The organism is Flavobacterium zepuense (assembly GCF_007097145.1).
Lineage (GTDB): Bacteria > Bacteroidota > Bacteroidia > Flavobacteriales > Flavobacteriaceae > Flavobacterium > Flavobacterium zepuense.
This window is the reverse complement of sequence record NZ_VJVZ01000006.1, coordinates 35,788-59,208: the sequence shown is the minus strand read 5'-3', so window position 1 is coordinate 59,208 and position 23,421 is coordinate 35,788. Positions and strand designations below refer to the sequence as shown.

At 40.7% G+C, this 23,421-nt stretch carries 20 protein-coding genes; 7 read left to right on the top strand and 13 right to left on the bottom strand.

Translation table 11 applies throughout. The annotated features are described in order from the left end of the window. The first annotated feature begins 153 nt into the window (after positions 1–153). Both FMM05_RS10580 and tamL read left to right on the top strand, forming a co-directional pair. On the top strand, positions 154–5,289 hold the full coding sequence (locus FMM05_RS10580) for a translocation/assembly module TamB domain-containing protein (RefSeq protein WP_143373350.1): 5,136 nt from the start codon (positions 154–156) through the stop codon (positions 5,287–5,289). Further along, positions 5,273–7,609: a translocation and assembly module lipoprotein TamL gene (gene tamL / locus FMM05_RS10575; protein WP_221932267.1), complete on the top strand. Its 2,337-nt coding sequence runs from the start codon at positions 5,273–5,275 to the stop codon at positions 7,607–7,609. Before FMM05_RS10580 ends, tamL begins: the two co-directional genes overlap by 17 nt. A gap of 65 nt (positions 7,610–7,674) precedes the next feature. Here tamL and FMM05_RS10570 read toward each other — a convergent pair whose 3' ends face one another. Further along, positions 7,675–8,970 carry an NAD(P)/FAD-dependent oxidoreductase gene (locus FMM05_RS10570; protein WP_143373349.1) on the bottom strand — a complete coding sequence of 432 codons (1,296 nt, stop codon included), beginning with the start codon at positions 8,968–8,970 and terminating at the stop codon, positions 7,675–7,677. 255 nt (positions 8,971–9,225) lie between these two features. Between FMM05_RS10570 and FMM05_RS10565 the strand changes: the two genes are divergently transcribed. Further along, positions 9,226–10,212: a YihY/virulence factor BrkB family protein gene (locus FMM05_RS10565; RefSeq protein ID WP_143373348.1), complete on the top strand. Its 987-nt coding sequence runs from the start codon at positions 9,226–9,228 to the stop codon at positions 10,210–10,212. Positions 10,213–10,340: 128 nt separating this feature from the next. Here FMM05_RS10565 and FMM05_RS10560 read toward each other — a convergent pair whose 3' ends face one another. From FMM05_RS10560 to FMM05_RS10540, 5 genes are all read right to left on the bottom strand, one after another. Continuing rightward, positions 10,341–10,847: a pyridoxamine 5'-phosphate oxidase family protein gene (locus tag FMM05_RS10560; RefSeq protein WP_143373347.1), complete on the bottom strand. Its 507-nt coding sequence runs from the start codon at positions 10,845–10,847 to the stop codon at positions 10,341–10,343. A 28-nt stretch (positions 10,848–10,875) separates the two neighbouring features. Next, on the bottom strand, positions 10,876–11,250 hold the full coding sequence (locus tag FMM05_RS10555) for a SpoIIAA family protein (protein ID WP_143373346.1): 375 nt from the start codon (positions 11,248–11,250) through the stop codon (positions 10,876–10,878). A 177-nt stretch (positions 11,251–11,427) separates the two neighbouring features. Continuing rightward, positions 11,428–11,916 (bottom strand): hypothetical protein, encoded by a 489-nt coding sequence (locus tag FMM05_RS10550; protein WP_143373345.1) that lies wholly within the window; start codon positions 11,914–11,916, stop codon positions 11,428–11,430. A 38-nt stretch (positions 11,917–11,954) separates the two neighbouring features. Continuing rightward, a complete protein-coding gene (locus FMM05_RS10545; RefSeq protein ID WP_143373344.1) occupies positions 11,955–12,455 on the bottom strand; it encodes a hypothetical protein in 501 nt (166 codons plus the stop codon). 8 nt (positions 12,456–12,463) lie between these two features. Continuing rightward, a complete protein-coding gene (locus tag FMM05_RS10540; RefSeq protein WP_143373343.1) occupies positions 12,464–13,228 on the bottom strand; it encodes an MBL fold metallo-hydrolase in 765 nt (254 codons plus the stop codon). Positions 13,229–13,314: 86 nt separating this feature from the next. Between FMM05_RS10540 and FMM05_RS10535 the strand changes: the two genes are divergently transcribed. Both FMM05_RS10535 and FMM05_RS10530 read left to right on the top strand, forming a co-directional pair. Next, positions 13,315–14,784, top strand: a complete 1,470-nt coding sequence (locus FMM05_RS10535) for a TonB-dependent receptor (RefSeq protein WP_143373342.1) — start codon at positions 13,315–13,317, stop codon at positions 14,782–14,784. Positions 14,785–14,972: 188 nt separating this feature from the next. Then, positions 14,973–15,461: a hypothetical protein gene (locus FMM05_RS10530; RefSeq protein ID WP_143373341.1), complete on the top strand. Its 489-nt coding sequence runs from the start codon at positions 14,973–14,975 to the stop codon at positions 15,459–15,461. Position 15,462: 1 nt separating this feature from the next. Here the strand turns inward: FMM05_RS10530 and FMM05_RS10525 are convergent, their stop codons facing one another. Both FMM05_RS10525 and bcp read right to left on the bottom strand, forming a co-directional pair. After that, entirely contained in the window at positions 15,463–16,215 is a 753-nt protein-coding gene (locus tag FMM05_RS10525; protein WP_143373340.1) for a LuxR C-terminal-related transcriptional regulator, read from the bottom strand. 61 nt (positions 16,216–16,276) lie between these two features. Beyond that, entirely contained in the window at positions 16,277–16,732 is a 456-nt protein-coding gene (bcp, locus tag FMM05_RS10520; protein WP_143373339.1) for a thioredoxin-dependent thiol peroxidase, read from the bottom strand. A 33-nt stretch (positions 16,733–16,765) separates the two neighbouring features. Here bcp and FMM05_RS10515 point away from each other — a divergent pair, with 33 nt between their 5' ends. After that, positions 16,766–17,431, top strand: a complete 666-nt coding sequence (locus FMM05_RS10515; RefSeq protein ID WP_143373338.1) for an endonuclease III domain-containing protein — start codon at positions 16,766–16,768, stop codon at positions 17,429–17,431. 16 nt (positions 17,432–17,447) lie between these two features. Here FMM05_RS10515 and FMM05_RS20975 read toward each other — a convergent pair whose 3' ends face one another. From FMM05_RS20975 to FMM05_RS10495, 5 genes are all read right to left on the bottom strand, one after another. Beyond that, a complete protein-coding gene (locus FMM05_RS20975; protein WP_165571289.1) occupies positions 17,448–17,591 on the bottom strand; it encodes a hypothetical protein in 144 nt (47 codons plus the stop codon). A gap of 58 nt (positions 17,592–17,649) precedes the next feature. Then, positions 17,650–18,234 carry an RNA polymerase sigma factor gene (locus FMM05_RS10510; protein WP_143373337.1) on the bottom strand — a complete coding sequence of 195 codons (585 nt, stop codon included), beginning with the start codon at positions 18,232–18,234 and terminating at the stop codon, positions 17,650–17,652. A gap of 396 nt (positions 18,235–18,630) precedes the next feature. Then, on the bottom strand, positions 18,631–19,104 hold the full coding sequence (locus FMM05_RS10505) for a DUF1905 domain-containing protein (RefSeq protein WP_143373336.1): 474 nt from the start codon (positions 19,102–19,104) through the stop codon (positions 18,631–18,633). Positions 19,105–19,109: 5 nt separating this feature from the next. After that, complete coding sequence (locus tag FMM05_RS10500; RefSeq protein ID WP_143373335.1) at positions 19,110–19,349, bottom strand: DUF7660 family protein; 240 nt, start codon at positions 19,347–19,349, stop codon at positions 19,110–19,112. Between the two features lie 97 nt (positions 19,350–19,446). Further along, on the bottom strand, positions 19,447–20,481 hold the full coding sequence (locus tag FMM05_RS10495; protein ID WP_143373334.1) for an RNA-binding domain-containing protein: 1,035 nt from the start codon (positions 20,479–20,481) through the stop codon (positions 19,447–19,449). Between the two features lie 106 nt (positions 20,482–20,587). On the opposite strand from FMM05_RS10495, the gene uvrA reads away from it, so the two are divergent. Next, positions 20,588–23,377 (top strand): excinuclease ABC subunit UvrA, encoded by a 2,790-nt coding sequence (uvrA, locus tag FMM05_RS10490; RefSeq protein WP_143373333.1) that lies wholly within the window; start codon positions 20,588–20,590, stop codon positions 23,375–23,377. Positions 23,378–23,421 lie beyond the last annotated feature (44 nt).

Below are 23,421 nucleotides of genomic sequence, written 5' to 3'. Positions count from 1 at the left end.
AATTACCAATTAATACCATACACACTGTTAGGATTTTATTATCATTTTAGAACCGAAAGTACAATGTATCATAGGATCCGCACACTATTTTGTAACTTTTTTTAGCAAAACTTTAAAAGGGTACTGTTTAATTTATGTCTATTTTTAGCATGAATGAACGCAAAACTAAAAAAATACCTCCGCAAAAGCCTTAAAATCTTCCTATGGACAGTAGGATCTGTAATTGCATTGTTCCTGCTTATAGTACTGTTGTTGCAGATACCGTATGTACAGAATATTGTTAAAGATAAGGCTGTCAGCTACCTTGAAAAAAAAATAGGCACTAATGTAAGCATTGGCAAAATTGAGATAGGCCTGCCTAAAAAGGTAATATTAGAAGATGTTTATTTTGAAAGCCAGCAGGGCGATACCCTTTTAGCAGGCGAAAAACTGGCTGTAGATATAAGCCTTTTCAAGCTTATGAGTAGCGAAGTAGAGATCAATTCGGTGAGTTTGGAAGGCATTACCGCCACGATAAGCAGAAACGACAAGGGTGTATTTAACTTTGATTACATAATTAAGGCGTTCGATTCGGGCAAACCTAAGGACACTACATCGGCACCGATGAAAATTTCGGTTGATAAAATTAACCTCGACAGGATACGCGTAAAATACGATGACGACATTTCTAAGAACTATTTAAGCGCTAATATTTCCCATTTTGATACGCGTTTTAAAAAGTTCGACCTTGATAAAATGGAATTTGATATTCCGAAAATAAAACTCGACGGGCTTAAAGTGCAGCTTAAGCAGGGTATGATAGCAAAAATTGCAGAGACTACCCAGGAAACTGCCGAAGAAGCCTCTAAGCAGCCCGACCTGAAATTAAAGCTTGGCGAAATATCGTTAGCTAATATAGATGTTGGGTATGATAACGAAGGCAGCCGCCTTGATACCGGCCTTACCCTTAAAAAATTATTGCTACAGGTTAATGAGGTTAACCTTAAAACACAATTGATAGACCTTGAAAGCATAGAGCTTAACGGACTTAAAGGCCAGCTGGCTTTTGGCAGGTTTGAAAAACAGGTTCAAAAAGCACTACCCGAAGAAACCAAAGCTGTAGCACAGGCACAATGGAAGTTTAAACTCAATAACGCCAATATAAGCGATATAGCCTTTAAATTCGATGATCAAAACGCAGCACCGGTTGCTAAAGGCATTGATTTTAAACACCTTGATATCTCTAACTTTAATCTTAAGGCGAAAGATTTTTCGTATGGCCCTGATGCTATTTCGGGTAATATCAGTAAATTCTCAGTTAAAGATAAAAGCGGTGTAGATGTTCAGGAACTGCGCACTCACTTTTTCTACGGTCCTAAAGGCGCACAACTGAACGATCTATATTTAGAAACCCCGCAAACCCTTATTAAGGATAAAATTGTGGTAGCCTACCCTTCGTTAGATGCCGTTACCAAAGATATTGGCAGCCTTACGGTAGATGCCAGCCTTGATAACAGCCAGATAGGCTTTAAAGACGTATTGCTGTTTGTGCCCACACTTGCCGATACCAATCCGTTTAAAGGCAACCCCAACGGCAGCCTGTTTATAAACGGCGATGTTAAGGGCCGGGTTAGCGATATCCAGATAAATAACCTTGAGGTGCGCGGCATTGGCACCACTGTGCTTGCTGCAAGCGGCCGCATTAAGGGCCTGCCCGATGTTAAAACCGCCTACTTTGATATGAATGTGCGCGAGCTGCGTTCTACAGCTAAGGATATCAACAGCTTTTTGCCGCCGGGCACGCTTCCGAAAAATATAAAACTGCCGGCGATTTTTTCGGCGAAAGCCACATTTAAAGGCAGGGTAAATAATTTTAGCACTAACCTTGTGCTATCAAGCAGCTATGGCAATGCCAAAATAAACGCAAAATTTGACCAGACCCGAAAAGGTCATGAAAAATATGATGCCCTGGTAGACGTTGCAAACTTTGATGTGGGCAGCCTTATTAAAAACGACTCTATTGGCAGTATAACCATTAAAGCAAGGGTTAAAGGCACCGGGCTCGATCCGCAAACTGCCAATGCATCCCTTAAGGGCAAACTGGTTAAGGCGGAGTACAACAGCTACACCTACCGCGACCTGGATATAGACGGCAGCATTAATAACGGTAACTTTGATGTTACTGCCAATATGGACGACCCTAACCTTGATTTTGACCTTGCAGCTAAAGGTGGCTTTAACGGCAAGTATCCTAACGGCAAAGTGAGAATAAACGTAGATATTGCCGACCTTGACAAGCTTAACCTGCATGCCGGGCCGTTAAAGCTGCGCGGCAATGTAGATGCCGATATTACCGATGCCAACCCGGATAACCTTAACGGAAGCATTAGCCTGCATCACTTTATGTTTGCTAACGATAAGGAAGAATTCGCAGCCGATTCGGTTAATGTTGTTGCCGTTACCACAGCCGATTCGAGCTCTATAAAACTAAAATCGCAGTTTGCACATGCAAACATAAGGGGCAAATACAAGCTTACACAGCTGGGTACTGCTCTCTCTAATACTATTTCTAAATATTATAACACTGCTACAGCAACCGCTGCTACAGAGCCTAAAAAAACCGTTACGAGTCCGCAACAGGTTGATTTTGATATCAGGATAGATAACGACCCTATCATTGCCAAACTGGTGCCTCAAATAACAAGGCTGGAGCCTATAACTATAAACGGCAGCTACAACAGCGAAGGCGACTCCCTTGTGGTTAATGCCGCAATACCGCGTGTTGTGTACGGTGCCAATACCATATCTGGTATTGTTATTAATGCCGAGGCGCGCGATACAGCACTTGTTTACAACGTAAGGATAGAGGGTGTAGAGAATGAGCAGTTTCAACTGGCACAAACCAGCCTCACCGGAGACGTTAAAGACAATGTTATAACCTATAAACTGGAAATTGACGATAAAAAGCAAAAGCAGCAGTACATGCTTGCCGGCCAGTTAAAATCGGTTAATGGCAATACAGAAGTGGTTTTAGACCCTGACGGGCTTATGCTTAATTACGATGCCTGGACCATTGCCCAGGACAACCTGCTGCGCTTTGGCAAAGACGGCCTGTATGCCGGTAATTTTGAGATGAGCAACGATGGCGGCTCTATAAAACTACAATCAGAGTCGGAAACACCAAACGCGCCCCTAAATGTAGAGTTAAACAACTTTCAGATAGAAACGCTAACCAATGCAGTTCAAAAAGAAGAGGTTAAATTTAAAGGTACCATAAACGGTATGGCTAACGTAAAAGACCTTACTACAAGCCCGGTTTTTGTGTCCGATCTTACCATTACCAACTTCGCTGTAAGTAAAGACACCGTGGGCGATATTAAAATTAAAGTAAACAACGAGATAGCCAACACCTACACTGCCGAGGTAGCCATTACCGGCAACGGCAACCAGGTTAACCTTGATGGTAATTACAATACCGAAGGCAGCAGTTTTGATATGGACCTTAACATCGAAAAGATAAACATTGCCAGCGTACAGGCGTTTACTTTTGGCGCGGTTATAGACGGTAAAGGATTCCTTAACGGAAAATTTAAAGTAACCGGCACCACTACAGATCCTAACGTTACTGGTAACCTTAAATTCAACAATGTAGAGGCAAGGGTTACACAGCTAAACTCACTGTTTAAGGGCATGAACGACAATATTGCCTTTACCGATAGTGGTATTGAGATGAACAACTTTAAAATTCAGGACGAGAAAAACAACCTGCTAACTGTTGATGGTTCTATTGCCACTACTGATTATAAATCGTTTGGGTTTAATATGAATGTTACTGCCCAGAATTTCAGGGCGGTAAACTCTAAAGCTACGGACAATGACTTTTATTACGGCGACCTGTTTATTGATGCCGACCTGAATATTAAAGGTACCATGGAAAGCCCTGTTGTAAATGGCGACCTTAAGATTAACGATGATACCAAGTTTACAGTGGTATTGCCGCAACAGGATCCCGGCATTGCTGACAGGGAGGGTATTGTTGAGTTTATAGATGAGGATAATGTAGAGATGCAGCAACGCATTAAAATAGAAGAAACGGTAAACAGTGCAGCCTTAACCGGCGTAGATGTTTCGGTAAACATTGAGATCGTAAAAGAGGCCGAGCTTAACCTTGTTATAGATAAAGGTAATGGCGATTTCCTTCAGCTTAAGGGCGAGGCACAACTAACCGGCGGTATAGACCCATCGGGTAAAACCACCCTTACAGGCAGGTATGAGTTTAGCGAAGGCTCGTACCAAATGACATTTAACTTCCTTAAAAGAAAATTTGATATCCAGGAAGGCAGCTACATTTTATGGACAGGCGAGCCTACACAGGCCGATGTAAACATCACGGCAGTTTATAAAACAGAGACCTCGCCTATAGACCTTTTAGATAACCAGTTGGCGGGTATATCGCAATCTGAACGTAACACCTACAAGCAAAAGATACCGTTTAATACGCTGCTTAAAATAAATGGCGAACTGCTTAAACCAGAGCTTACCTTTGATATTGTACTGCCTGATGGTAATTACAACGTATCTACCAATATTATTAATAATACCAACGCCAAGTTAGACCAGTTGCGCCAGCAGCCATCTGAGTTAAACAAACAGGTGTTTGCACTACTATTGCTTAACCGTTTCATCGGCGAAAACCCTTTCTCCAGCGAGGCAGGCGGTACCAGCGGAGAATCGCTGGCGAGGCAAAGTGTGAGCAAGATACTTTCGCAACAGCTTAATAACCTTGCAGCCGACCTTATTAGCGGTGTTGAGCTGAATTTTGATTTAGAATCTACCGACGATTATACCACAGGCGAGCAGGAAAACCGTACCGACCTTAATGTGGGTATATCCAAACGCTTGTTAAACGACAGGCTTAATGTAACCGTGGGCAGCAGCTTTGGGTTAGAAGGGCAGCAGGCTAATGAAGAAACTACCAATATTGCCGGAGACGTATCGGTAGAATACCAGCTTACGCAGGACGGCCGCTACCTTGTAAGGGCGTATCGTAAAAACGAATACCAGGTGGCGCTACAAGGCCAGGTTATAGAAACCGGCGTTGCTTTTGTAATTACTATGGATTATAACAAATTCCGCGAGCTGTTTCACCGCAGCGCCGAGGAAAAAGCTATGAGGCAGCGTGAACAGGAACGCAAAGACAGGGCTAAAGCACAACGCCGCCAGGAAAGGCTGGAAGCTAATAAAGAAAAACAAACCGGAGATACAGAACAGGATTTACCGCCAAACAGCACAGATGATGATAAAGATTAGGCCTATATATTATATTTTATTTATACTGCTTGTTGCCTATGGGTGCAGCAACACTAAGTATTTGCCACCCGGCGATATGCTTTATGTAGGTGGCGATGTAACTGTAAAAGACTCTGTTATGAAACGCAAAGATCGCAAGGCAATGGAAAAAGAACTTACAGAACTCTTGCGTCCTAAGCCTAACAGTGCCTTTTTAGGGCTGCGCATAAAGCTTTATATTTATAATATTGCGGGTGAGCCTAAAAAGGATAAAGGCTTTAAACACTGGCTGCGCACAAAAGTAGGTGAACCGCCGGTATTGTTTAGCCAGGTAGATATGGATTACAATGCCGATGTGTTACAAAACTTCAGTGAGAACAGGGGTTATTTCAAAGCACGAACCTCTGCCGATTCTACATCAAGTAACCGCAGGGCAAAAGCCCTTTATACCGTAACAACCGGTAAACAATATACCATCCGCAATGTAAAATTCCCTGATTCTACAGGTACGGCGTTAGATAGTACCATTGCTCGCACCAAACGCAGAAGTATATTGCAAAAAGGCCAGCCTTACGACCTTGATATTATTAAGCAGGAACGCGACAGGATAGATACCCGCCTAAAGAACAAGGGCTATTTTTACTTTAATGCCGATAACATATTAGTTCAGGTTGATAGTACTGTGGGCAATTACCAGGTAGACCTTAAGGTAAAAATAAAAGATGATACCCCTGACAAGGCTAAGAAAGTATATACTATAGATGATATTTACATCTACCCCAACTATTCACTCGCCTACGCAAAAGACTCGGTTAAATATGTAACCGATTCGGTTCAGCAATACAAAGACTTTAAGATAATAGATCCGCAAAATACGTTCAGGCCCATTATTTACGACCGTACCATGTTTTTCCGTAAGGGCGATATCTATAGCCGCCGCGACCATAACCTGTCGTTAAACAGGCTGGTAAACCTTGGTACGTTTAAGTTTGTAAAGAATGAGTTCCGCCCGGCTGATTCCCTCGGTAATGCACTGGACGTTTATTATTACTTTACCCCCCTGCCGCGCAAATCCATCAGGGTAGAAACATTAGCCAAAACCAATTCGGCTAATTATAATGGGTCGGAGATTAATGTAAACTGGAGCAACCGTAATACCTTCCGCGCAGCTGAGTTGCTAACACTAACGGCATTTGGCGGGTTTGAGGTACAGGTTGCAGGGCAAAACAAAGGGTATAATGTTTATCGTGTGGGTGGCGAGGCAAGCCTTATTTGGCCGCGCTTTATTACCCCAATTAAAATACAGGACAGCAGCGCTTATATACCCCGCACCAAAGCCTTATTAAGTTACGAATATCAAAAAAGGATTAAGCTGTATGCGTTAAATTCGTTCAGGGCGCAGTTTGGTTATTTATGGAAGGACAATGCACGCACAGAACACCAGCTGTTTGTGAGCGATATTAACTTCGTTAGCCCCGCTAACGTAACTGAAGAGTATCAAAGGCGAATTGATGGCGACCCGGCTAACGACATTGAAGCAAATCCTGCATTACAAAAAGCAATAGATAAGCAGCTCATCTTTGGGCCTACCTATTCCTATACGTATACCAATACCATGCAAAAACGTAAAAAACATACGTTTTACTATAAAGGCTCACTGGATCTTGCCGGTACCATAACCGGGCTTGCAACAGGTGCCAACATTAAAAAAGGCGATACCGTAAATGTGCTTGGCGTTCCGTTTAGCCAGTTTGTAAAAATGGAACATGATTTTAGGCATTACCTCCGCTTAAGCGAAAATTCGCAACTGGCAAGCCGCATAATTGCAGGGGTTGGTGTGCCTTATGGCAACTCATCGGCCTTGCCGTTTATACGCCAGTTCTTTATAGGTGGTACTAATAGTATACGTGCTTTCAGGGCGAGGTCTGTAGGGCCGGGTTCTTATGATAATTCTGAAGGTGTAGCTGACGACTCCTTCCTACCGGATGAATCAGGCGATATAAAGCTCGAAATGAATACCGAATACCGCGCCAAGCTTTTTAGCATTGTGCACGGAGCCATTTTTGTAGATGCCGGTAACATCTGGCTATGGAATAAAGATCCTAACAAGCCCGGTGCGCAATTTACCAGCGACTTTTTAAGTGAATTTGCAGTAGGTACCGGTGCCGGTTTACGATTTGATTTATCATTTTTGGTGTTAAGGCTGGATCTCGCATTCCCGTTGCGTAAGCCGTGGCTGCCTAAAAACGAACGCTGGGTATTTGATGACATCGACTTTGGCAGCGGTGCCTGGCGTAAAGAAAACCTTGTGTTTAACCTTGCTATAGGTTATCCTTTTTAAAGATGAACCTAAAAGAATAAAGTAAAAGAGCCTCAATCTTAATTTGATTGAGGCTCTTCCACTATTTAAACGTTGTGATTGGGCTTTGTTTCCGGCACCTGCCTTGTTTTCTTCTCCGGCCTAATGATCATTCGTAACGGCTGGTCCATAGAGAAGTAGGATACCATCCAGTTCCAGAACGTTATAAGCCTGTTCCTAAAGGTAATTAGTGACAGTAAGTGTATAAACAGCCACATTAACCAGGCAAGGAAGCCTTTAAAGTGCAGTTTAGGTTTCGGCAAATCTACCACAGCCTTGTTCTTGCCTATAATAGCCATTGAGCCTTTATCATGGTATTTAAATGGTGTGAGCGGCTGGTTTTTCACCATCCTTTTAAAATTCTTAGCAAGGTGCTTACCCTGTTGGATAGCAACCTGTGCTACCTGAGGGTGGCCCTGCGGCCAATCAGTATCGCTGGTTTGGTAACAGGTATCGCCAATGGCATAAATATCATTGGTATTGGCAATTTTGTTATGCTCATCTACAATAAGTCGTTTGGCACGGCCGTAACTCTCTAACGGAATACCATCAAAAGCCTTAGCCGAAACCCCTGCGGCCCAAATGAGGTTTTTAGATTGTATGGTCTCGCCACCTTCCAGGTACACCACATCATCAATATAATCGGTAACGCGGGCATTAAGCTTAATAATTACGCCCAATTTGCTAAGGGCATCATAGGTGTCTTTTTGAGATTCTTTGCTCATAGGTGCCAGTAATGCATCACCGCCATCAACAAGGTAAACATTGCTCACGCTGGTAGCAAGTTCAGGATATTCTTTTCTAAGCACGCCTTTTCGCATTTCTGCAAACATGCCCGATACCTCTACCCCTGTAGGCCCGCCACCTGCAACCACTATATTTAGGTACTTGCGGCGCTCACGGCTGTTTTTGTGCAGTGTTGCTTTTTCCATACGCTGTAACAACTTGTTACGCATCTCTAAAGCATCGTTAAGAGTTTTCATGGGTATGGCGTTCTTACGCACATTTTCCATACCAAAGTAGTTGGTCTCGGCACCGGTAGCAAACACAAGCACATCATAGTCTATCTCGCCATTGTGCAGCACAGCAATTTTTTGTTCCGGTTTAACCGATACAAGTTCTCCCATACGGAAATTGATATTCTCCTTTTTAGCAAAATATTTCCTGAACGGATAGCTGATGCTTGATGGCTCAAGGTAGGCCGTGGCAACCTGATAAATTAGCGGCGGAAAAAAATTGTAGTTATTTTTATCAACCAGTACAACTTCAAAATCTTTGTTGTCTGCTAATTCGTTTGCCAGATTTATGCCGGCAAAACCACCGCCAATTATTACTACTTTCATGAATTTGTTTGGGTTAGAGGTAATTTTAAAACAGTATTTAAACCTGTATAAAGTTAAGTTTTTTAGTGTTAATAGGCAACGTTATTGGCAACAGCCGTGGTAATTTTGTGAAATAATTGGGTTTTAAATTTTTCATTTTGTAAACCCATAAAAAAAGTACCCTAAAATTATGCAGTTAGTTTATAGATATGTTAATATTGTAGTATTAGCCTGATTGAATATTTATTTTTATGCCTTACTAAAATTGCTACCCAAATGAAGAACATATTCTCTAAAACTTCAATTAAAAACAGCTTTACTGTGCTTAAGCAAACCTTTACCGGCTTTATGGCCGATAAGGGCCTTAAGCTTAGCGCATCGCTATCGTATTATACTTTGTTTTCATTAGCTCCTATGTTACTGCTTGTAATATCGTTAGCAGGTGCATTTTACGGACGAGAGGCGAGCGAAGGCCGTATTTTTAGCGAATTGAACGATCTTATTGGCGATGATGCCGCGGCGCAGATACAGCAGGTTATTAGTAATATGGAGCTATCGGGTAAGACTACCCTTTCGTTATTTATAGGTGCTGTAACACTTATTGTAGGTGCCACTACTGTTTTTGGCGAAATTCAGGATTCTATAAACATGATCTGGAAGGTTAAGGCCAAACCTAAAAAAGGCTGGCTTAAGCTTTTAAAAGACAGGCTTTTATCAGGGTCGATAATTATAGGGTTAGGCTTTTTACTGGTGGTATCGCTTATCATAAACGGTGCGCTGGTTGCACTAAATGACATTTTAAAATCATGGTTCCCTGATTTTACCCTTGTGGTATTAAATATTGCCAACGTTGCGGTAAGTTTCCTGGTAATAACCATACTGTTTGGCGTAATATTTAAGGTACTGCCCGATGCCAAGATAAAATGGAGGGATGTACGTGCGGGTGCATTCTTTACGGCCTGCCTATTCTTGTTAGGCCGTTATTTAATAGGCATTTACATAACTACTACGGGAGCGGGTTCGCCTTATGGTGCAGCAGGGTCTATCATTGTGATATTATTGTGGATATACTATACCGCTGCCATTCTTTACTTTGGTGCCGAGTTTACCCGCGCCTACGCCATATTTAAAGGCAGGCATATTCGACCGGCAGAGTATGCCGTGTTTGTAGAACAGCGCGAAACCGAATTTGATACCGCCGCTATTACCATGCCTAAAAAGCACCGTGAAAAAAGCACGGAGCATCATCCCAAACCGGAATAATTAACATTGATATTTCACTTTCGGACTTTGAGATTCGCATAAAAATGCACATAAAACATTATTGCATAAAAAAAACTCCCTTCCGGGAGTTTTTCATTATATAAAAATTTTAGTAATGGACTTGTTTATTAAACATTCAGCCTGCCTTCTACCCCACCATCATCTGTTTTGCCAATAATGGCACCAACGGCAATTTTTAGTAGTGATATCATCTTACCATCTTTAGTGTCCCAGTAATAAGCATCACTTGGTGTTACCTTAATAACAGTAGCATCGGGGTCTTCCTTACCTTCTTCAAACCAGGTCTTGGCGGTGGGTGTCCATATCTCCTCTACATGCGCCCTGTCTCTGTATATGGTGGCCGTACCAAAAACCGACAGAAAATGCGCATCCGAATTTTTAGCAAAGATCAGTTGCACTTCATTATCATGTTGTATTTCAAAATTCTTGTTACTTTTTTTAGAGCTCAGGAACCAAAGGTTACCCTCGTCATCTACATTAAGCACACCCATTGGCCTTGTAGGTATTGGCCTTACGCCAAGCTCGGTACAAAACATGCACATTTTTATGTCTTCGGCCATTTCCTTTATCTTGGCTTTGGCCTCATCGCTGAATAAGTCTTTATAATTTCCCATCGTATTTATTATTTAGGTTGTTTGTAATTTATGCCGCATCGGTTTTTTCTGAAACCCAGTCTACTGCCCTCTCGTATTCGGCTTTAGGGTAGCCTTTAAACTCTCCGGGCATTACTTTGCTAAAAGCATCGGTAAATTTTATTACGGTATCTGAGTCGGATATGATTGCCGCACGGTTCCACTTAGTAATATTGCTGATACCAAGCAGCGCATCCTGCAGCCACGCGCCCAGTGTAAAATCTTTAGGGGAGTTATCTAAAAACAGCAGGTAGTTTAGTTTACCTGTATCTTCAACAAGATCGGCCACCTGGGTTTTTACAAGCTCAAAATCTTCTTTGGTAACTTCGCCATCGGCTTTAAAAGCCACCATATTGTTAGGCACATCAGTTATTTGAGTTATCATGACTATTGATTTTTAATTAGTTATAACTCAAATTTACCCCTAATACCTTTAAACATGTGTTAGGGGCATCATAATCTAAACCCAAAGAAATGATAAAACTTACAAAACATGATAGTTAAAAGCAACAAGAGCCGCCCATTACAGGCAGCTCTTACATTATTTTATATTTAAAAAAGATTAACTTTCTTCTTTATCGTCTCCTGTAATCTGGCCTTCCTGTACGGCGGCACCCGCATAAAGCAACTGTCCGTCTTTTATAAGCTTGTAGCCTTTGTTAGACTGTAATTGCCAGTGTGCATCTTTATACGGCCCGTTTTTAGAATCTTTTTTAAGCAGTAGAGATTTTCCCTGGTTAGGGAAAAACAATTCGGCACGGTCGCCATCCTCCTCAAAAAGTACAAAAACACTTTGCAGGCTGCTTTCGCCTTCTAACTGTGCGATAGAATTTAAGCGGTAGCCCTCCTCTATAGGCCTTATGCACTCTTTAGTAATGTACGACCACCTGTAACCGGCCGATTTTACACAGCCCATTTCATCTTTATCGTTGCCTATTACAACCTTTTTAGCGGTTTTAGCTTCGCTGTCCTTCTGTTCCTGACTTTTCATAATATAGTCGCACGAAAAAAGGCAGCAGGCCGCAGCGATAAGTAAAACCTGTCTTTTCATAAGTTGGGGAGTAATTATGATACTAAATTACCAAAATATTAATACGGAACAAAATTAAACAGTGTAGTATCTACTGTTTCGTAGGTAATTTTACCGTCGTCTTCAACAAAATATTTTAAAAGCGCTTCGCCCCAGCGCAGGCCATTGCTAAAATCTACAATTATCCACCTGTGGTTTAGTATTTTAATTTTGCTAACGGTAAAAGGCCTGTTATCCATTGCAGGGTACTGCACTAACGGGTTGCCTTTGGTATTGGCGTTTTGTGCATAAATACCATCTCTTACTTTAATGGCAATAGCATCTATATCCTGGCCTTTAAAATAATCCCTGGCGTTGGCATCATTCTCAATGGTAAAATAGTCGCTAACCCTGCGTTTATCGGTATCGGCAGTTAAACTGTCCCTTGTCTTTTTTACCTTTTCCTGAACTTTTACTATACGCTCTCCCTCATGCTTTAAAGTCTGGGTAAAATACATATAGGTAAAAACATTAATAAGTAATGCAAAAATAAAAAGGTACAAATAAAGGTTCTTTTTCATTGTATGGTTTATATGGTGATCTCTAAATTATCGTAGGCCAAAAATACATTTTTTGGCAATATTTCCTGCACTTCTTCATGAAAACCCATCATATGGCTAATGTGTGTTAGGTAAGCCCTCTCAGGGTTAATGGTTTTTATAAAGTGTAAAGCTTCCTCAAGGTTAAAGTGCGAATTGTGCGGCTCATGCCTTAATGCGCTAACCACTAAAACCTTAAGCCCCTTCAGCTTTTCCTGTTCTGCAGGCTCAACCGTTTTAACATCGGTAAGGTAGGCAAAGTCACCTATGCGGTATCCTAATATTGGCAAATTACCATGCATTACCTCTATAGGCATTACAGTTTTATTGCCTATGGTAAACGGCTGCCCGTTAACCACCTTATTTATTTTTACCGTGGGCACCCCAGGATATTTATCCACTTCCTGAAATATATAATCAAAACGCTTTTTAAGGCTTTCTATTACCCTATTATGGGCATAAATAGGTATATCACCCTGTTTAAAGAAAAACGGGCGTATATCGTCCAGGCCGGCCGTGTGGTCGGCATGCTCATGGGTGTACAAAATACCATCAAGTTTTGGGCATTTTGAGGTAAGCATCTGCTGGCGGAAATCTGGCCCGCAATCTATTACATACGAGTAGTTTTCCCAGTGTATCCAAACCGATACACGCAGGCGCTTATCTTTATGATCGCTACTTAAACTTACCGGATGCGTGCTGCCTATTACCGGTATGCCCTGCGAAGTTCCCGTACCTAAAAACCAAACCTTCAAAATAATATATTTTTTACACAAAAATAGTATTATTTGTTTTATAAAATGCAGTGTTTTCCTAACTTTGCAACATATCTTGCACTGCTATGAAATTAAATGACGACGACATTACTCTTAAAGGCGACAGAATGATTGCCCACGTGCCTTCCGTAAAAGACAAGGCGCTGCGCATAAACCTTAATGAGAATATCTACGGTACCTTTGCCGAGATTGGTGCAGGACAGGAAACAGTGCGCCATTTCTTTCGCTCTGGCGGGTCATCAGGCACGATAGCCAAGGCGATGTCGGCTTACGATAAAGATTTTAGCGATGCGATATACGGTACCGAGGAAGACGGCCGCTACGTTACCGAAAGCCGCCTTAAAAAAATGCTTAGCCATGAGGTTCGCATTATGGAGAATAGGCTTAAGCGCGAAAAGCACCCAAGCAAGGTATTTTTTAGCTACGCCAATACAGTAGCAACTATAGATTTTGCCAAGCAATTTAAAGGCCACGGCTGGGTGGGTATTAAATACCAGGTAGAGCCGGATGAAGATTATAATGAGATTACCCTGCACATACGCTTTAAAGAAAATGATGCCAAACTGCAACAGGAAACCCTGGGTATACTTGGTGTAAACCTTATATACGGTGCTTTTTACAAGTATAACGACCCTAAAAAGCTGCTGCGCTATCTTTATGACCACCTTGATAAAGACCAGCTTGAAATTGATACCATTAACTTTGCAGGCCCGCGATTTGCCGATGTAGATAACAGGCTGATGAGCCTGCAACTGGTTAAAAACGGTATGACGGATGCCGTAATGTTCGATCCGCAGGGGCATAACGTTTTACCTGCGGCAGTATTGTATAAAAAGAACATACTTGCCCTTAGGGGAAGTTTTAGGCCGGTTACAAAGGTAAATATGGATATGTATGAGAAATCATATAAAATGTTCCTTGAAGAGAATAAGGTAGACCGCGAAAAAACCCTTGTAGTTTTTGAAATTACCCTCTCTAACCTTCGTGCCGAAGGCGATATTGATGAACGCGATTTTATGGACCGTGCCGAATTGCTATGCTCTCTTGGCCAAACCGTTATGATATCTAACTTTCAGGAATACTATAAGGTGGTAGAATACTTTAGCAGCTATACTAAAGCACGTATGGGGCTTGCTATGGGTGTGAGCAACCTTATTGATATTTTTGATGAAAAATATTACCGTCACCTTAGTGGTGGTATATTGGAGGCGTTTGGTAAATTATTTTACCGCGACCTTAAAGTGTACTTATACCCTATGAAAGATGAGAACGGCGAGGTTATCGACTCCGAAAACCTTAAGGTGCACCCACGTATGAAAGAGCTTTACAAGTTCTTTAAATTTAACGGTAAGGTTATAGATATATCTGAAGTAGACACTGCCAACCTGGATATCTTCTCCCGCGAGGTGCTTAAAATGATAAACAAAGGTAAAACAGGCTGGGAACAGATGCTGCCTGCCGGTATTGCCGAAGTTATTAAGCACAACCAGCTTTTTGGTTACGACCCTAAAAAAGTGGTTGCAGAGCAGGAATAATATTCTGATTAAATAAAAACACATACTAAGGCAGCACATCGCTGCCTTTTTTATTTGCCAAAAATGTAAGGTTACAGTAATATATTAAACACCTGCATTTTATGGTATTAGTTTTTTGGTTGTATCAACAAAAATTATATATTCGTAATTATTTTGTCTTACAAAAATATTACAAAAATTTAGTTGATATGATTAGTAACTTTACTCTACACCCCTACTCTTATATTGCAGCTGTATTATTGCTTATTTCCTGCCAGCAGCAAGAACCAAAAACAATAGCATTTGCAAGTGCCAATCCAGAGCCTAAACAACCCGCTATGCTGTTTATAAGCAGCTTTACCGAAATACCTGCCGATATTGAGGGTTGTGCCTGTAGTTTTTCTAACGATTCTATTGATTTTAAGGCGGGTAAATTTATCTACCTAAATAATAACTCTTCTACTTCTTATGTAAAAATAAACGGTGTAATGACCAAATTTGCCGAGATAAACCACCAGGAAATTGATAGCCTGCACAGCATTTCTACCTACGATAATCCTGATTATGAGTTAATTCTAAAAGTTGAAGATAAGGGTAAAAATGGTGCTGAATCATCCCGCAAAACCGGTACGCTGAAGCTTACTGACAATGACGGTAAAACTATTGAGAAAACCTTTTACGGCGAATGCGGGTGCTAATTTACACCCACCCGTTTTTAAAGGCAATCTGAATTACCTCATTGGTTGATTTAGCTTCGGTTTTCTTTAGCATGTTCTTACGGTGGGAGTCAACCGTATGGCGGCTAATGTTTAATGACTGGGCAATTTCTAAACTACTCATGCCACTGGCCAGTGCTTTTATAATTTCACGCTCACGCCTGGTAAAAATATGGTTGGTAGGTTTAAATACGTTATCCACATTTACGTTATGGTAGCTGGGTTCGCCATCCATACCAATAAACGAAAGCGTTGGCTTATTTTCCTTTTTTAAATTGGTAATATCAGTATCCACGGCAAAAGTAAGCACATCAGTATCATTCTTTTGGATAACAATATATTGGTGTAAAATTTTAATGTAGTTGCCATCTGACCTTCTTGCCCTAAAATCATATTGGATTTTATACTTAAAAAGCTCTTCGCCTTTACGGCTTCCTAAAAACTTACCAACAGCCACTTCAAAATTCAGGAAGAATGGCAGGTCTTCGGGGTGCATAAGGCTTACCAGAAAATCAAGGGTCATATTCTCTAAAGGATAGCCCAAAACTTTTTCCATTTCCGGGCTTACCATCTCTAAAACCGACTTACGTACATTTACCATATAGTAAAAGTAGTCGCCCACCTGAAATATATCAAGCAGTTTTTTGTGTACCTTAATATCAAAGGAGGCGTTTTTACCTTCGTAATCCTTGCTTATAGTATCCCAAATCTTACGTAATTCTTTATAAACATCCATACCCAGAGCTTGGTTTGATGCGCGAAATTATAAAATTTAAAAAGCAAATTCTTACAATTTACTACTTATTTAATATTTGGGCAGCATGTGCCTTAGTTTTTACATCGGTAATAACCTCCTCAATGACACCATTTTCATCAATTAGAAAAGTAGTACGGTGAATACCGTCAAACAAACGGCCCATAAACTTTTTAGGTCCCCAAACGCCAAATGCATTTATCACAGCTTTATCTTCATCTGCAATTAAAGGGAAAGGCAGGCTGTATTTTTCCTTAAACTTTGCCTGTTTCTTTTGGTTATCGGCGCTAACACCAAGCAGTTCGTAACCCTGCGCCTGTAAAAAGTGATAGTTGTCGCGCAGGTCGCAGGCTTCGGCAGTACAACCGGGAGTGTCGGCTTTTGGGTAAAAGAACACCACCAGCTTTTTACCTTTATAATCTGATAATGTATGTGTTTTGCCGGTTTCGTCGGTTCCTGTAAACTGAGGTGCTTTACCGCCTTTGGTAAGTGTTGTCATAGCTGTATATTTGTTACCATAAAAGTAAACAAAATGACCAAAGCGCAAATGGCAAAGTTTGTTATAAAAACCCTACAGGAAATTTACCCTACCATACCCGTTCCGTTAGATCATAAAGACCCTTACACCCTGCTTATTGCGGTGTTAATGAGTGCCCAAAGTACCGATGTTCGTGTAAACCAAATTACTCCTCTATTATTTGAACGTGCCGATAACCCCAAAATGATGGTTAAGCTGCGCATAGACGAAATTCAGGACATTATACGTCCGGTAGGTTTGTCGCCCGCAAAGGCAAAGGCCATACATGGCTTATCACAAATTTTACTGGATAAACACAATGGAGAAGTCCCTGATAATTTTGAAGACCTGGAAGCCCTACCCGGCGTAGGCCACAAAACGGCAAGTGTGGTATTGGCACAGGCGTTTAGCATACCGACCTTTCCGGTAGATACGCACATACACAGGCTTATGTACCGCTGGGGTTTAAGTGACGGTAAAAATGTGGTGCAAACAGAGAATGATGCCAAAAAGCTGTTTCCAATAGACTTGTGGAACGAACTGCACCTGCAAATTATTTGGTATGGCAGGCAGTACTCGCCGGCACGGGGTTGGAATTTAGAAAAGGATATTATTACGGCTTCGATAGGAAGAAAATCAGTGCTGGACGAATATAATAAAAAAACCTCCCTTAAAAAATAAGGGAGGCTATACTACATTAGTTAGCAATGTTCTCGTAAGTACCGTTTTGTGTTTTAACTATTTTAAGTGCTTTAGAATAGTTAAGCAAAAAATCAATTGTTTCTTGTTTAGGTAGCATTGTAGGCGTTGCTATGGGTTTTTTAGAGTAAAGTTTTGCCATTTAGCTTTAATGTTTTGTTGTTACATTACATAGAACGCTAAGCAAACCCCAATATTGCCTAATTGGTTAAAATAATTTTATTCTTCTCTATTACTTTTCTCAAATTCATAAGGGCGTAACGCATACGACCAAGGGCAGTATTAATGCTAACACCCGTTAAATCAGCTATTTCTTTAAAACTAAGATCCTGGTAAATACGCATTTGCAGTACCTCTTTCTGGTCATCCGGAAGTTCTTCGATAAGTCGTTGCAAATCATTCTCTACCTGCTCTGTAATAATCCTGTTCTCAATGTTAGGGCTATTATCGGTCATGATAGAAAAGATAGAAAACTCCTCAGTCTCGCGGTGCATGGGCATCTTTTTGTTCCTCCTAAAGTGGTCTACAATAAGATTGTGCGATATACGCATTACCCACGGAAGAAATTTACCTTCTTCGTTATACGAGTTAGATTTCAACGTTTTTATTACTTTGATAAAAGTATCCTGAAAGATATCATCAGAGATATCCCTATCGGTAACTTTAGAATAAATAAAACCGTAAATTTTAGATTGGTGCCTCTTGATTAGTATAGACAGAGCGTTTTCATCTCCGTTTATGTAATTGTGCACTAACTCTGCGTCAGGGATTACAACATTAGCCATAGCAATAACTTTTTAGCGTTTTTTGAATTTGGTTTCGATAAAACCCCGTTGGTAAGCGGGTTCTAAAAAGTAGTTTTTTGTATAGGCTTTCTTAAATTTTGATTAATTATATGCCAAATATAACATAATAAAATTATAAAAAACAAATGTTAATTTAAATTTTAACATATTTAGGGCAATAATTATACAATTTGCCAGTAAATAGCTCATTTTCGTAGGTAAAATCAGGGCAACGATGCATGATTTAAATTATTTTACTACTAATAAATTATAATTTTTAGGATGTTTGACCCAACTACATCGTTATAAAAATAAAGATTGAACAAAAAATAAACATAAATTAACTATATATTTTTAAAGTAGTGTAAACTGTACGCAACTTAAAAATTGTAGAATTTAAACTATTTTTTGACGGTTTTTAATTCGGTAAAGTGTTTTTATAATGCGCTCATTTACCGTTTCAGCTCGCTTAGCACTATAAATCCAATTAATGCACATACGCTGTTCCCATTGCTTGTAAGCGGTAAATTTTTTATAAGCTCCCGGCTCTTCATCAAGGCGCTTTTTAAATTCATCAGGGATCTCAAAAACCGAATCATCTTTATATAATACCACATGAACATAGTCGCCCTCTTCCTTACCTATTGCTTTTCTTATCTCGGCTTTAACCGCCATTAAAAGATTACCCTGCCCATAAGGCATAAGCGTGTAGTTTTTAATTTCATAGCCATCTATGGCGCCACGAACTTTTACAAGGCCAAACGGGGCATCTTTATCTTTTTTAATTTCAGGCAGGGCAACATACGTCCACCCGCCTTTGCCGGGAAAACGCTCCAGCAAATATTGCTTATCGGTTAAGGGCTGCTCCATATATCCTATTCATAAATGCGCGCTGCGTACAGCATTTCGGCAAAAGCCTTCCATGATGGCCTGTCGTTCTCGCTGTCATAATTAAATCCGTGCAGAGCCTCTAAAAACGATTTTAAGGTATCGTTATCCCACAACTCTTTGTTCCCGGAGTAATCGTGTACCAGTTTATCCAGGAATACCTCAAAATCCGACCGCGACTTTACATTTTGCAGCGCATCATATAATTCGTTACTATCATTATCCATAATAATTATAATTTAACTGACTCAAATATAGCTTTTATAAAAATTATACGTGCAAAAAATAGTTGTGGTTTTTATTGGTTGTCAGGTATTTTGACTTCTAAATATTAATTTCTAATAGCTTATCAATTAGTTTTTGTTTAATATTCATATATAAATTGTCAAAATTATCTTTGTCGGCGTAAATTGTTATTTCAAGTGCTTTATATTTTTCATCTGAAATAATTGTGTCACCAGGTACATTGATTGTACAAAGCATTGGTTTTTTAGAAAATTTATTAAGTGTTTCCTCAATTTCAATTATGGACTGGTGAAAAAAAAGCTGAAATCTAAATACACCTTTTTCCTTTTCAAGTAACTTCATCATTTTATTTGGATCCCAATATGGCGGGAAGTCAAATTTTTGATAGGTAAATAAAACACTATTTGTTCGATAAGAATATACTGATTTATTACTTTCTTCAAAACGCACGTTTAAACCTGTAAGTTCTGCTGAACAAAACTCCTGTAAATCTCTCAAATAATATTTTCTTGAAAGCAATAATGCATCAGATAAAATTACGGACAATAACAACTTGCTTTCAGTAATTTTTATTACTAATTCATGTATTTCTGAAAATAAAAACTTTTTAGAATCTATATCCGATAAACTTGACAACCAATTTGCAATTTGTATACCTTCATATCCATTAGCTTCTGAATTAGACGAACCACGTCTGAAATAGAATTTACCAGGTTCTAATCCCTTTAGCTTTGTAATGGGGGATATAGGATATTCATATTTGGTTACTGGAATTTCAATTATTCCAAATATCTTATTTTGATAGGTAAGAGTCGAGTAAGAGAACTTTGGAACTGGTAGAACTTTATTTTTTATTTTTTCCTGAAATATTGCATCATCGATATGCATATTTATTCCCAACAATTCTTTAGAACCATCTTCTTCAATAGCGATGCCTAATATTATATATCCAGTATCAGTTCTTATAGTATTAGAAAAACTAATAATATCTTTAACAAATTTGGAAGTTTTAATTTCATCTTTATCATTAGAAAAATCATATTGGCCTCTTTTAAAATCCAAGTTTGAAGATTCGGATTGCAACAAAATTTTTTCAAATTTTTCTATTGTCATCGTTTACTGTATATTTTGTTTTATAATCAAATATAACAATTCTCTTCGCAAAGCCTTAACAAAATTGTCATGCTAAAACTGTATCTTTGCCTATTCAATTTTTGCCATGATAAAGACCGATTTTTCTACCCTCGAACCAAAGAAAAACATACTTATAAAAGGTGCACAACTGCACAACCTAAAAAATCTTGATGTTGCCATACCCCGCAACAAACTGGTGGTTATTACCGGTTTATCGGGTTCGGGTAAGTCGAGTCTTGCATTCGATACCCTGTATGCCGAAGGCCAGCGCCGCTATGTAGAAAGCCTTAGCAGCTATGCGCGCCAGTTCCTGGGCCGTTTAGATAAGCCTAAGGTAGAATACATTAAGGGCATAGCCCCTGCTATTGCCATTGAGCAAAAGGTTAACACTACCAATGCGCGCTCTACAGTAGGCACCAGTACAGAGATTTACGATTACCTTAAGCTGCTTTTTGCACGTGTGGGCCGCACCTACTCGCCGGTATCGGGACGTGAAGTGCGCAAACATACTGTAACTGATGTTATTAACGAGGTAAAGCAACTGGAGGCCGATAGCCGCTGGCTGCTGCTTGCCCCCGTACATACCGAGAAAGGCCGTACTATAGAAGAAAAACTTGGTGTACTGCTGCAACAGGGTTTCGCCCGTATACTGGTTGATAACGAAACACTTAGGCTGGATGACATTGCCGAAGTGGATTTTGCCAACAAGGAGGTACTGCTTGTGGTAGACCGTATTGTGGTTAAAAACGAAGAGGAGTTTTACAACCGCCTTGCCGATGCTGTGCAAACTGCCTTTTATGAAGGCAAGGGAGAAGCTTATTTACAGGAAGTTAGCAGCGGTAACCGCCTGCCCTTCAGTAATAATTTTGAGTTGGATGGCCTTACCTTCCTGGAGCCGAATGTGCATTTATTCAGTTTTAATAACCCTTATGGGGCATGCCCTGCCTGCGAGGGTTACGGCAGCATAATTGGCATTGATGAAGAGCTTGTAGTGCCTATTACTTCACTTTCGGTTTATGAGAATGCCATTTATGCATGGCGTGGCGAGAGCATGGGCTGGTACCGCGACCAATTAGTGAACAACAGCCATAAATTCGACTTCCCGGTACACAAACCTTATTTCCAACTGTCGGAATCGGACAGGGCGTTAATCTGGAAAGGCAACAAATACTTTACCGGCCTTAACGACTTTTTTGCCGAACTGGAAGAAAAAAACTATAAGATACAAAACCGCGTAATGCTTTCGCGTTACCGTGGTAAGACCAAATGCCCTGATTGTAAAGGCAAACGCCTTAGGCCGGAAGCTAATTACGTTATGATTGGCGGCCGCACGATATCTGATCTGGTTGACCTGCCTATTAAAAACCTCGCTGAGTTCTTCACCAAGCTGGAACTTAATGAATACGATACTATTGTTGCTAAAAGACTACTGGTTGAAATTAACAACCGCATACGCTTTTTACAGGAGGTTGGCTTAGACTACCTTACCCTTAACAGGCGCTCTAACACGCTTTCGGGCGGTGAGAGCCAGCGTATTAACTTGGCAACCTCTATGGGCAGCAGCCTTGTGGGCTCTATGTATATTTTAGATGAGCCAAGTATTGGCCTGCACCCTAAGGATACCGAGAGGCTTATCCACGTGCTGGAAGGTCTTCGCGACCTGGGCAACACTGTTATTGTGGTAGAGCACGATGAAGACATTATGAAGCAGGCTGACATGATTATTGATATTGGCCCCGAAGCGGGTACCCTTGGCGGACAGCTGGTGGCACAGGGCACGTATGATGAGATTTTAAAGTCGGACTCGCTTACGGCGCGTTACCTTAACGGCGATTTAGAGATCAGCGTTCCTAAAAAACGCCGAAAATTCAAACATCACATTGATGTTATCGGCGCACGCGAAAACAACCTTAAAAATATAGATGTCACTTTTCCGTTAGATTGCCTTACGGTAATTACCGGCGTATCAGGCAGTGGCAAGAGTACGTTGGTTAAAAAGATACTTTTCCCGGCCTTGCAAAAACAACTGGAAGGCGTGGGCGAGAAACCCGGCCAGTTTACAGAGCTTCGTGGTAGCTACAGCCACATTAAACATATTGAGTACGTAGACCAAAACCCTATTGGGCGCAGCTCGCGTTCTAACCCGGTTACGTACATTAAAGCCTATGATGATATACGCGACCTTTTTGCCAAGCAAAAACTGTCGGGCATACGCGGGTATCAAAGCAAGCATTTCTCGTTTAACGTAGATGGCGGCCGTTGCGAAACCTGCAAAGGCGAAGGCGAGGTTACCATAGAAATGCAGTTTATGGCCGATGTGCACCTGGAGTGCGAAACCTGTAACGGCAAGCGCTTTAAAAAAGAGATACTTGAGGTAACTTTTGAAGGTAAAAATATAGATGATGTACTTACTATGACGGTAGATAACGCCGTTGCCTTTTTTACAGAACATAAGCAAACGAAGGTAATGACCAAGCTGCAACCGCTTCAGGACGTTGGTTTAGGGTATGTGCAACTGGGTCAGAGTTCTTCTACCCTTTCGGGTGGTGAGGCGCAGCGTATTAAGCTCGCATCATTTCTTGTAAAAGGTGCAACTAAAGATAAAGCATTGTTTGTGTTTGATGAGCCTACTACAGGATTGCACTTTCATGATATTAAAAAACTATTGGCATCTTTTGAAGCCCTGATAGAGAAAGGCCACTCCATAATTGTTATAGAGCACAACCTCGACATGATTAAGTGCGCCGACTATATTATAGACATTGGCCCCGAAGGCGGCGAACACGGCGGGCATTTAATCGCTTTTGGCACCCCGGAAGAGGTAGCTAAAAACCCTAAATCGGTTACCGGAGAATATTTAAAGGTAAAGCTTTAGAGATTGGTTGTTGGTGGACGGTTGTGAGTTGCTGGGAGCTACAC